This is a genomic window from Tsukamurella strandjordii (assembly GCF_039525985.1).
Lineage (GTDB): Bacteria > Actinomycetota > Actinomycetes > Mycobacteriales > Mycobacteriaceae > Tsukamurella > Tsukamurella strandjordii.
Map to the genome: position 1 here is coordinate 19,477 of NZ_BAAAII010000016.1, position 10,620 is coordinate 30,096.

Genomic DNA, 10,620 nt, shown 5'->3' on the forward strand with positions numbered 1-10,620 from the left:
CCGGCCCCGGGTGTGCAAGACTCCGGACGTGATCGGAGAACCCCTGCCCCCGCGCATCACCGACCCGGCCCGCCGCAGCGAACTGCTGGAAAGCGGCGCCATCTACACCGCCCAGCGCTCCGTGCGGGGCGACGCGGTGAGCCAGGACCGCCGCCTGAAGTTCGACGGCGTCGCCCGGTACCTGCAGGACACCGGCCAGGATCACCTGCGGCACGTGGACTACGAGGAGATCCACCCCTACTGGGTGGTGCGCCGCACGGTGATCGAGATCCTGGAGGGCGGCGAGCAGCCCGATGTGCTCACCGTGGAACGCTGGGGCTCGAAGATGGGTTCGCGCTGGTGCAACGTGCGGATCGGCATCGACGGGGTCAAGGGAACGCGGATCGAGACCGAGGCCTTCTGGATCAACTTCAACATCGACACGCTCACCCCGTCGGCGCTGAGCGAGACCTTCCTCGGCACCTTCGGCGCCGCGGCCGAGCCCGGCGTGCTGCGCTGGAAGTCCTGGCTCGATCCGAAGCCCCACCCGGACGCCTACGAGGTGCCCTTCCTGCTGCGCGCCGCGGACCTCGACATCATTCAGCACGTCAACAACGCCGTGTACTGGACGGCGCTGGAGGAGGTGCTCGCCACCCAGCCGGACCTGCGCGAGCGGCTGCCCCTGCGCGGCGTGGTCGAGCACAATTCCGCGCTCCAGATCGAGGACGCCCCGCGCCTGCTCGCCTACCGCGACGGCGATGTGCTCTACGCCTGGCTCGTGGCCGGCGATCGCACTGCTGCGGCGATGAGCGTCGAGGCGGTCGACGCGGAGTGACCGGCATTCCGATGCGCGGCGCCGTCCCGTCGAGCGACGTCGATTTCTCCACCGTCCGTGCCGAGTTCGAACTGGTCGAGCAGTTCCCCGACGAGGTGCAGGCGGAGGCCGATGCCGCCGCCGACCGCCACGCCGATGCCCGCGTCGACCGTCGCGACATCGAGTTCGTCACCATCGATCCGCCGGGTTCGAAGGATCTCGACCAGGCCGTGCACATCGCCGCCGACGGCGAGGGCTACCTGGTGCACTACGCGATCGCCGACGTCGGCGCCCTGGTCGCACCCGGCGGCGCGCTGGAGGCCGAGACCCGGCGGCGCGGCCAGACCATGTACCTGCCCGACGGGTCCGTGCCGCTGCACCCGCGGTCGCTGTCCGAGGGCGTCGGATCGCTGCTCCCGGAACAGGACCGGCCCGCCGTGCTGTGGGAGATTCGGCTCGACGCCTCCGGTGAGGTGACCGCGGCGACGGTGCGCCGCGCCACCGTCCGGTCGCGCGCGCAACTCGACTACGCGGGGGTGCAGGCCGACTTCGACGCCGGGCGTGTGCACCCCAGCGTCGCCCTGCTCCCGGAGGTCGGCCGGTTGCGCCAGGCCTGGGCCCGCGCGCACGGCGCCATCGAGCTGCGCCTCCCGGCCCAGGAGGCCTTCCGCGGCGCCGACGGGTGGGAGTTGCGGATCGAACCGCGCACCGATTTCGACGGCTACAACGCGCAGATCTCCCTGCTCACCGGCGTGTGCGCGGCGAAGATCATGCTCGACGCCGGGGTGGGCCTGCTCCGAACCCTGCCGGCCGCCCCCGACGATGCGGTCGCCGCGCTGCGGCGCACCGCCAAGGCCCTGGGACAGCAATGGCCGAAGGGCGCCACCGTCGGCGAATTCCTGGCCCAGGTCGATGTGAGCACCCCGCGCGGCCTCGCCGTCATGAGCGATGCCGCGCGGCTGCTCCGCGGGTCCGGCTACGCCGCCTTCGGACCCGGCCTCGCCGCGCTGCCGGAGGACGCCTCGCACGCCGGGGTCGGCGCGCCCTATGCGCACGTCACCGCGCCCCTGCGCCGCCTCGCGGACAGGTACGCCACCGAGGTCTGCCTCGCCGCCGTCGCGGGCACCGAGGTCCCCGCCTGGGCCCGGGACGCGCTCACCGACGTCGCCGAGACGATGCAGCGCACGAACGGCATCGCCAACAAGGTGGACCGCGCCTGCATCGACCTCACCGAGGCAGTGATCCTCGGCGATCGCGTCGGAGAGACCTTCGACGCGATCGCGATGCGCGAGGATCAGGTGCTCCTCGACGATCCCGCGGTGATCGCATTGTGCAACGGCAAGCCGCCGGAGGGGGAGCGGGTGCGTGTGCGCCTGGAATCCGCCGATGTTGCTACTCGAAAGGTGGCCTTCGGCTTCGATGGCACGCTAGTTTGAAAGCCATGAGCCGACGTCACGTCTTGGTCCCCGTCCTCGCCGCTCTTCTCGCCCCGGTCGCACCGCTGGCCGTCGCGAGTCCGGCCTCCGCCGCACCGGGCTGCGCCGACTACACCTTCATCGGTGCCGCCGGCTCGGGTGAGGGCGGCGTCGGCGGCGGCATGGGCACGATGGTCAATTCCGCCGCGCAGGCCTTCGCGTCGAAGGTACGGGCCGCCGGTAAGACGGTGGCGCTGCGCCCGATCTACTACCCCGCGGCGCCCGTCCCCAGCGGGCTCGACCAGGTCGGTGGCTTCCTGGCCAGCATCAACATCGGTGCGGGCAATACCCAGGGCGATGTCGACATCGTGATCAAGCAGTGTCCGTCCACCAAGATCGTCTTGGTCGGCTACTCCCAGGGCGCCTCGGCGGTGCACCGCGCACTGCAGCGCATGGGGCCGCGCCCGCAGGTGGTGGCCGCGGGACTCATCGCCGATCCCGATCGCATCCCGAACGACACCACGCGCTACCTCGGCTCCGCGCCCCGCACGCCGGGCATGGCGCAGGCGTCGGTTCCGATCAGCGGTGCCGATCCCGCGCCGCTGCCGCCCGCCGTCGGCGGCCGCACGATCAGCATCTGCAACACCGGGGATCCCGTGTGCCACTGGACCGGTGACCTGATGCAGACCGTGTCCAACTCGCACAACAACTACTCCGGTGCCGATATCGGCAACCGGGTCGCGGCGATCGCCGGCGTCTAGCCGGTCAGCGCAGCTTCCGGAGCAGCTCGGGCAGTGATGCCCGGGCTCGGGCGGCGCGGCGCTCCTCGACGGCGTCGAGCCTGCCCAGCCGGAAGGCGATCGCCGGATCGGTGGTCTCCGCCGCTAGATCGGCGATCGCGTCGCGGGCGATCGTCGCGTCCTGGAACTCGCCGAGCCGGGTCTGCACGGCTGCGAGCGCCTTCACCTGGGCGCGCAGCTCACCACGCACCACCGGCTCGACGACCGCCGCCGCGTACCGCAGTCGCTTGGCGTGTTTGCGCACGGCGTGCACATCGTCGTCCGTCGCCGCCGGATCCGCCAGGAGAGCGGAGGACTCCTTGGCGAACGCCCGTATCCGCTTGTGCAGCAGGGGTGCCAGGCTCTTGACCGCGGGCTGCTCGGCGCGGTCCTTGAGCGGTGGATCCTCGATCAGCGCGTCCACGGCGTCGAGGAGCAGGTAGTAGCGATCGGAGTCGAGGGCGCTCGCCACCCGCACCCAGCCGCGGGCCTCCGCGGCCCGCTGCCGTTCCGCGAGTGCGGCACCCGCACCGCCCAGCTCGCCCTCGGCGTCGAAGGCGGCGAACCGGTCGGCGAGCACCTCCGCGTCGCGTACGGCGCCGAGCACTGAGGCCAGCAACTTGAGCTCGGAGCTCAGGGCCGCCCGCGCGGGTCCGGAGAAGAACCCCGAGTACTCGGTGAGCACACTGCGCAGTTGCCGGGTCGCCACCCGCATCTGGTGCACGGAATCGTCGCCGTGCTGCCGTACCCGCGGGTCCTGCTGCACCAGTCGATCGCGGTACGCCGCCAGCGCCGCCACCAGGAGCTGCGCGGCGGTGGCGTGCGAAGCCTTCTTCGGCAGCTCGACGGTGCCCCGCCGGGGATCGGCGTCGATTGCACGCGCCAGCTTCGACGCCGAATCCGGGGTGTCGCCGCCTGCCGCACGCAGGGCCCGGTCGACGGCGATCGCCGCCTTGCGCCCGAGCGCGGTGTCGGGAACCTCGAACTCCCATTCGCGCCAGGTCTTCTCGGCGCCCTCGGGGAGCAGCGATACCGAGCTGACGTGGTCGTCGACGAACTCGCCGAGCAGCTCACCGTCGGCCGCATGGCAGTACGTGGTGTGCCGCTGGTTGTTGACGATGGCGATCGGGGCCAGAGGCCGGCCCCGGACGACGGCGCGGACCCGGTCGAGCAGCTCCGCCGGCACCTCGTCGTCGTCGCCCAGGGGCGCGGTCACCTCGCGGCGGTCGGCACCGTCGGGCAGCTTGAGGTGCCACCCGTCGTCTTTGCCGCCTGTGCGGCGGCGCAGCGTGATCCGATTCGCGGACAGGTCCAGCGCCTCGGTGTCGTAGTACACGGCGGACAGGTGGAAGACCTCGTCGGTCGACGTGTGGTCCACCCCCGGTACCGCGGCCAGGTCCGGCACCGCGGTGTCCGCGCCGACCTCGTACTTGGTCTCGATCTCACGCTGCTCGGCCATCGCTCAGCTCCCGAGGTTCGCGAATCGGTCGGTGGCCTCGATGAGCGCCGAACGGATACCGGGCTCGAACGCCGAGTGACCGGCATCGGGCACGATCGTGATGTCCGCGGCGGGCCACGCCCGGTGCAGGTCCCAGGCGCTGCGCGCCGGGCACACCACGTCGTAGCGGCCCTGCACGATCACGCCCGGAATGCCGGCGATGCGGTCGATGTCCCGCAGCAACTGGCCCTCGTCCAGGAAGCCGCCGTTCACGAAGTAGTGATTCTCGATCTGCGCGAACGGGATCGCGAACCGCGGATCGTCGGCGTCGGCCGAGGACTCCGGGGTGTTGATCAGGTGGCTCGTGCTGCGTTCCCACTTCGACCACGCCTTCGCGGCCCGCAGAGCCACCTCGGTGTCGTCGGAGTGCAGCAGCCGGTGGTACGCCGCGATCTTGTCCGCCTCAGGGGAGCGGTCGGCCTCGTCGAGCGGGGCCAGGTACTCCTCCCAGTTGTCCGGGTACACGTTCGAGGCGCCCTCGTTGTAGTACCAGTCCAGCTCGCTGCGGCGCAGCAGGAAGATGCCGCGCAGCACCAATTCGGTGACCCGCTCGGGATGCGCCTGGGCGTACGCCAGTCCCAGCGTCGAGCCCCAGGAACCGCCGAACACCTGCCACCGGTCGATGCCGAGGTGCTCGCGGATCTTCTCGATATCGGCGATCAGGTGCGCCGTGGTGTTCACCGCGAGCCGGTCCGCGAGCGAATCACCGTCGCCCGCCGGCGGGTCGGCGATGTGCGGCTTGGACTGCCCGCAGCCGCGCTGGTCGAAGACCACGATGCGGTAGGCCGCGGGGTCGAAGAACCGCCGGCAGTCGGGGGAGGTGCCGCCGCCGGGGCCGCCGTGGATGAACACCACCGGCTTGCCCTCGGGGTTGCCGCTCTGCTCCACGTACAGCAACTGCCCGTCGCCCACGTCCAGCAGCTCGGTGCTGTAGGCCTCGATCTCGGGATAGAACTCTCGCATCAGAATCCGTGCTCCGGTCCGGGGAACTCGCCCGAGGCGACCTCCGCCACGTAGTCCTGGGCGCCGCGCAGCAGCTCGTCGCCGATGTTCGCGTACCGCTTGACGAACCGCGCCACCCGGCCGCGGTTGAGGCCGGACATGTCCTGCCACACCAGCACCTGGCCGTCGCAGTCCTTGCCCGCGCCGATCCCGATCGTGGGGATCGCGATCTCCTCGGTGACCTCGGCGGCCACCGCCGAGGGCACCATCTCCAGCACCACCGAGAAGGCGCCCGCCGCGTCGACGGCCTTGGCATCGGCGCGGATCTTGTCCGCGGTCTCGTCGCTGCGGCCCTGAACCCGGTTGCCGCCCAGGGTGTTCACCGATTGCGGTGTGAACCCGATGTGCGCCATCACCGGGATGCCGCGGCGCTGCAGGAATTCGATGGTGGGTGCCATGTGCACGCCGCCCTCCAGCTTCACCGCCTCGGCGCCGGCCTTCATCAGCTTCGATGCCGATTCGAAGGCCTGCTCGGGGGAGGCCTCGTAGGTGCCGAAGGGCATGTCCGCCACCACGAGCGCGTACTTCGTGCCGCGCCGCACGGCCGCAACCATCGCCGCCATCACGTCCAGCTCCATCGGCAGCGTGGAGTCGAACCCGTACACGGTGTTCGCTGCGCTGTCGCCGATCAGCAGGGCGGTGACGCCGGCCTCGTCGAAGATCGAGGCGGTCATGTAGTCGTAGCTGGTGAGCATCGCCCACTTCTCGCCCCGCTCCTTGAGCTCGGCGAGATGATGGATGCGCACCTTCTTGCGCGGTCGTTCCGAAACCGGTTCCGGGGTGGAACCGCTTCCGTAGAGAGGCGTTTCGCTCATTGAATCACTCCATTTTTCGTGTCCCAGCCGGTCTCTCCGGTCCGGGCAGTCCGTGGGTGCGGCCTCCTCAGGCCGGGTCGTGCCAGCGGTTCGTGATCGGCATCCTGCGGTCCCGGCCGAAGGCCTTCGGCGTGACCTTCGGTCCCAGCGGGTACTGGCGTCGCTTGTACTCGGCGCGGTCCACCAGCCGGGCGACCTTGCGGATGAGCTCGGGGTCGTACCCGGCGCCGTTGTTCCCGTTCACGGCGATCTCGGCCACGCCCTGGTCCTGTTCGACGTAGCGGCGAAGGATGTCGTCGAGGATCTCGTAGTCGGGCAGCGAATCGCTGTCCTTCTGGCCCGGCCGCAACTCGGCAGAGGGCTCCTTGGTGATCGACGACTCCGGGATCGGCGGGGTCTCACCGCGCTCGACGGCGACCTTGTTGCGCCACCGCGCCAGATCCCACACCAGCGACTTCTCCACGTCGCGGATCGGGGCGAAGGCGCCCACGGCGTCGCCGTAGATGGTGGAGTAGCCCACCGCCAGCTCGCTCTTGTTGCCGGTGGCGAGTACCAGGTGGCCGTCCAGATTCGACAGCGACATCAGCGTCATACCGCGGCACCGGGCCTGGATGTTCTCCTCGGCGAGGCCGGTCAGGTGCAGCTGATCGACGAAGGTCGCCACCATGTGCTCGATCGGCTCGGTGCGGTAGTGGATACCGGTGCGTTCGGCGAGGTCCGCGGCGTCGCCCTTGGAGTGGTCCGAGCTGTACTTGGACGGCATGGAGACGGCGTACACGTTGTCCGCGCCCACGGCGTCGGCCGCGATGATCGCCACCACCGCGGAGTCGATCCCGCCGGACAGTCCGAGGGAGACCGTGCGGCCGCCCACCTTGTGCACGTAGTCGCGGGTGCCGGTGACCAGCGCCGCCCAGATCTGCGAGTACTCGTCGAGCTCGGACCAGCCGGTCACCTGCTGCGGGTACTGCGCATTCGGCCGCGCCGACAGCGAGACCGTCTCCACCTGCCAGCCGTCGACGGTGTCGGCGCGCTCCCGGCCCAGCGAGGGCACGTCGGCGAACTGCGTGTGCTCGACGAACTGCGGACCCGCCGCCGGCGCACCGTCGGCGGTGCAGACGAAGGAGTCACCGTCGAAGACGAGCTCGTCCTGCCCGCCCACCAGGTTCACGTAGATCACGGGCGCGCCGCCCTCGGCGACCCGCTGGGCCACCACCTCGCGCCGCTGCGCGGGCTTGCCCACCTCGAACGGGCTCGCGTTCAGGCACAGCACCGCGTCCACGCCGAGCTCGCCGAGGCCCGCGACGGGACCGTCCGGCCACCACACGTCCTCACAGATCGCGAGGCCGAGCCGCACGCCGTCGACGTCGAGGACCACCAGCCTGTCGCCGGGGGTGAACCACCGCTTCTCGTCGAAGACGCCGTAGTTCGGCAGGAAGTGCTTGTCGTAGCGGGCCACCAGCTCGCCGCGGTGCAGCACGCCCGCGGCGTTGCGGGCGCCGCCGGTGGGGTTGGTGCTGGTCTCGGGAGCGTCGGGATCGCGGTCGAGGAAGCCGACCACCACGATCAGATCGCCGCAACCTGCGGCGTCCAGGGCGCGCGCCAGATCGTGCACCGCCTCGCGGGAATCGACGGCGAAGGATCGCCGCAGCAGGAGGTCTTCCACGGGGTATCCGGTGAGGGCCATCTCGCCGAACACGGCGACCTGCGCCCCGCGCTCGGCGGCGTCCCGCGCAGCGGCGGTGATCCGGCTGACATTGGCGTCCAGATGGCCCACCACGGGGTTGATCTGGCATGCCGCGACACGAAGGGGCGTCATGGATCAACCCTATCGTCCCGGGTTCCGGCGGCGGCGCGTGGCAGGATCGAAACAATGATGGCCTCCAAGCGCGCAGCGGGCGCGACCGTGCTGCTCACCGTCGTCGCCCTGTCCGGCTGTTCCAGCACGATTCCGGGTAGCCCCGCGAGCTCCGCCCCCAAGGCCGAGCGCGGGCTCGAGAAGTTCTACAACCAGAAGATCGACTGGGGCTCGTGCACCGCCATCGCCAAGGCGGACGGTGTCGACGACTACGACCCGAGCATGCAGTGCGGCAAGGTGACGGTGCCCGTCGACTACAACGACATCGGCGCCGGCGAGGTGAAGCTGGCCGTGGCGCGCACCAAGGCCACGGGGGAGCGCAAGGGCTCGCTGCTGATGAACCCGGGCGGTCCCGGCGGCTCCGGCGTGCAGCTGGTGGCAAGCAAGTCCCGCGACCTCGGCAAGCTGGACCTGGCGCGCGATTTCGATCTGGTCGGCTGGGACCCCCGCGGCGTGGGCGCCTCGACGCCCGCCGTGAAGTGCCTGAGCGACCAGCAGCGTGACGACAACCGCATGCTCAACCTGACCAGCGACAACACCCCGGACGGTATCGCCAAGCAGGAGGACTTCAACAAGAACATCGCGAAGTCCTGCGAGGACAAGATGGGCAAGAAGTTCCTGCAGAACGTGGGGACGATCGACACCGTCCGCGATCTCGACGTGCTGCGGGCCGTCCTCGGCGACGAGAAGCTCACCTACCTCGGGTACAGCTACGGCACCTTCATCGGCGCGATCTACGCGGAGACCTTCCCGGACAAGGTCCGCGCCCTGGTGCTCGACGGTGCGGTCGACCCGTCGCAGGAGTCGGCGAAGTCCTCGGTGGAGCAGATGGCCGGGTTCCAGACCGTCTTCGACGATTTCGCCAAGGACTGCGCGACCCGCCCGGACTGCCCACTGGGTCCCGACCCCGCGCAGGCGACCGCGACCTACCAGCAGCTGGTCCGCCCGCTGATCGATGCGCCGGTGCGCGGCCAGGGCCGGCGAATGCTGAGCTACAGCGACGCCACCACCGCCACCATCCAGGGCATGTACGCCCAGCAGCTGTGGGAGCCGCTGCGCACGGGCCTGACGAACCTCAAGCGGGGCGACGGTGCCCTGCTGCAGCGGATGGCCGACCTGTACCTCAGCCGTGACCCGAGCGGGAAGTACTCCCCGATGATGGACGCCAACCGCGCGATCAACTGCGTCGACGGTCCGGCCGTCACCGATCCGGCGGAGCTCGGCAAGCTCGATACCGACCTGCGGCGGGTGGCGCCGTTCCTCGACGACGGCCGCGGCACCGGCCGGGCGGCCAAGGACTCCTGCGCCTTCTGGCCCGCCGCGCCCACGCTCAAGCCGCACGAGGTGAAGGCCCTCGGCGCGCCGAAGCTGGTGGTGGTCTCCACCACGCACGATCCGGCCACGCCGTACCAGAACGGGGTGAACCTGGCCAAGCAGCTGGACGCCTCGCTCATCAGCTACGAGGGCAGCCAGCACACGGTCTCGCTGGAGGGCAATCCGTGTGTCGACGGCGCCGTCACCGCGTACCTGCGCGATCTCACCGTCCCGCCGGCCGACCTGAAGTGCGCGCCGCAGAAGTAGCGGTCAGCTCGCGCCGAGCACCGTGATCGTGAAGATCAACGTGTCGCCGGGATCGATCTGCGCGGCCGGCTGCCCCTGCGGGTAGCCGTCCGCGCTGGTGATCGCCGCGGCGACCGTGGAGCCCACCTGCTGGCCCGCGATCGCCTTGCGGAACCCGGGGACCACGTCGGTGAGCGCGAACTCCGCCGAGGCCGAGCGGGCGAAGGAATCGTCGAAGACCGCGCCGGTGCGCCCGTTCACGCCCTGATAACAGACGGTGACGACGGCGTTCTCGGAGAGCGCGGGGCCGCTTCCGCCGTGCACGCGCAGCACCTGGGTGCGGTCCACGCGGAACGGGGTGCTCACCGTGACCCGTGGCGCCGTGGCCTTCGTCGGCGGCACCACGTTCGCGCGGCCGTGGCCGCCGTCGCCCTCGAAGACGACGGTGGGCTTCGCGTCCGCCGCCGGTGCTTCCGAGGGGCACGTCGCGAGGGGGTCCCGCGCCGCCGCAGGCGCGGTCGACGTGGTCTCGGCGGGGGAGCCGCAGGCGACCAGCAGGAGCGGGACCGCCACTGCTACAGCGAATCGTGCGGAGCGCGCATTCACCATCCGCACCCTACTTGCTTCGGGACGGAATCGTTCCGGAACCGAAGTGCTCGGCCTGAACGGCGTACATGTAACACAGCGTTAACACCTTCTCGCCTAGGGTCGAGCTATGGATCGGCAGCAGGAGTTCGTCCTTCGTACCATCGAGGAACGGGACATCCGCTTCGTGCGGTTGTGGTTCACCGACGTGCTCGGTTTCCTCAAGTCGGTGGCCATCGCCCCGGCCGAACTCGAGGGCGCGTTCAGCGAGGGCATCGGCTTCGACGGTTCGTCGATCGAGGGCTTCTCCCGGGTGTC

Annotated in this window: 10 protein-coding genes; 5 read left to right on the forward strand and 5 right to left on the reverse strand. The window is 70.5% G+C overall.

The features are described from left to right. Positions 1-28 precede the first annotated feature (28 nt). The 3 genes from ABD108_RS20985 to ABD108_RS20995 are packed head-to-tail and all read left to right on the forward strand — an operon-like array spanning position 29 to position 2,969. Complete coding sequence (locus tag ABD108_RS20985; RefSeq protein WP_255585461.1) at positions 29-814, forward strand: acyl-[acyl-carrier-protein] thioesterase; 786 nt, start codon at positions 29-31, stop codon at positions 812-814. An 11-nt stretch (positions 815-825) separates the two neighbouring features. After that, positions 826-2,229, forward strand: a complete 1,404-nt coding sequence (locus ABD108_RS20990; protein ID WP_305112181.1) for an RNB domain-containing ribonuclease — start codon at positions 826-828, stop codon at positions 2,227-2,229. 5 nt (positions 2,230-2,234) lie between these two features. Beyond that, positions 2,235-2,969, forward strand: coding sequence for a cutinase family protein (locus ABD108_RS20995; RefSeq protein ID WP_220655881.1), 735 nt, complete (start codon positions 2,235-2,237; stop codon positions 2,967-2,969). Positions 2,970-2,973: 4 nt separating this feature from the next. Here ABD108_RS20995 and ABD108_RS21000 read toward each other — a convergent pair whose 3' ends face one another. The 4 genes from ABD108_RS21000 to ABD108_RS21015 form a co-directional block, all read right to left on the reverse strand. Further along, the gene (locus tag ABD108_RS21000) at positions 2,974-4,446 is read right to left on the reverse strand and encodes a CYTH and CHAD domain-containing protein (RefSeq protein ID WP_343931297.1); all 1,473 of its coding nucleotides are present in this window, start codon (positions 4,444-4,446) and stop codon (positions 2,974-2,976) included. Positions 4,447-4,449: 3 nt separating this feature from the next. Then, positions 4,450-5,448: a prolyl aminopeptidase gene (gene pip / locus ABD108_RS21005; protein WP_343931298.1), complete on the reverse strand. Its 999-nt coding sequence runs from the start codon at positions 5,446-5,448 to the stop codon at positions 4,450-4,452. Further along, the gene (panB, locus tag ABD108_RS21010; protein ID WP_220655878.1) at positions 5,448-6,302 is read right to left on the reverse strand and encodes a 3-methyl-2-oxobutanoate hydroxymethyltransferase; all 855 of its coding nucleotides are present in this window, start codon (positions 6,300-6,302) and stop codon (positions 5,448-5,450) included. Before panB ends, pip begins: the two co-directional genes overlap by 1 nt. A gap of 67 nt (positions 6,303-6,369) precedes the next feature. Beyond that, positions 6,370-8,118, reverse strand: a complete 1,749-nt coding sequence (locus ABD108_RS21015) for an NAD+ synthase (RefSeq protein WP_343931299.1) — start codon at positions 8,116-8,118, stop codon at positions 6,370-6,372. A 54-nt stretch (positions 8,119-8,172) separates the two neighbouring features. On the opposite strand from ABD108_RS21015, the gene ABD108_RS21020 reads away from it, so the two are divergent. Further along, positions 8,173-9,738, forward strand: a complete 1,566-nt coding sequence (locus ABD108_RS21020) for an alpha/beta hydrolase (protein WP_220655876.1) — start codon at positions 8,173-8,175, stop codon at positions 9,736-9,738. A 3-nt stretch (positions 9,739-9,741) separates the two neighbouring features. Here the strand turns inward: ABD108_RS21020 and ABD108_RS21025 are convergent, their stop codons facing one another. Continuing rightward, positions 9,742-10,326 carry an FKBP-type peptidyl-prolyl cis-trans isomerase gene (locus ABD108_RS21025; RefSeq protein WP_343931300.1) on the reverse strand — a complete coding sequence of 195 codons (585 nt, stop codon included), beginning with the start codon at positions 10,324-10,326 and terminating at the stop codon, positions 9,742-9,744. Positions 10,327-10,432: 106 nt separating this feature from the next. Here ABD108_RS21025 and ABD108_RS21030 point away from each other — a divergent pair. After that, positions 10,433-10,620, forward strand: a 188-nt coding sequence (locus ABD108_RS21030) for a glutamine synthetase beta-grasp domain-containing protein (protein WP_343931351.1), incomplete at its 3' end; no start/stop codon positions are given.

What these genes read in the sequence shown, in the direction of transcription:
- ABD108_RS20990 (WP_305112181.1), top strand. Translation starts at nt 826, where the DNA reads ATGCGCGGCGCCGTCCCGTCGAGCGACGTCGATTTCTCCACCGTCCGT.
- ABD108_RS21000 (WP_343931297.1), bottom strand. Translation starts at nt 4,446, where the DNA reads ATGGCCGAGCAGCGTGAGATCGAGACCAAGTACGAGGTCGGCGCGGAC.
- ABD108_RS21025 (WP_343931300.1), bottom strand. Translation starts at nt 10,326, where the DNA reads ATGGTGAATGCGCGCTCCGCACGATTCGCTGTAGCAGTGGCGGTCCCG.
- ABD108_RS21020 (WP_220655876.1), top strand. Translation starts at nt 8,173, where the DNA reads ATGATGGCCTCCAAGCGCGCAGCGGGCGCGACCGTGCTGCTCACCGTC.
- ABD108_RS20995 (WP_220655881.1), top strand. Translation starts at nt 2,235, where the DNA reads ATGAGCCGACGTCACGTCTTGGTCCCCGTCCTCGCCGCTCTTCTCGCC.
- ABD108_RS21015 (WP_343931299.1), bottom strand. Translation starts at nt 8,118, where the DNA reads ATGACGCCCCTTCGTGTCGCGGCATGCCAGATCAACCCCGTGGTGGGC.
- pip (WP_343931298.1), bottom strand. Translation starts at nt 5,448, where the DNA reads ATGCGAGAGTTCTATCCCGAGATCGAGGCCTACAGCACCGAGCTGCTG.
- panB (WP_220655878.1), bottom strand. Translation starts at nt 6,302, where the DNA reads ATGAGCGAAACGCCTCTCTACGGAAGCGGTTCCACCCCGGAACCGGTT.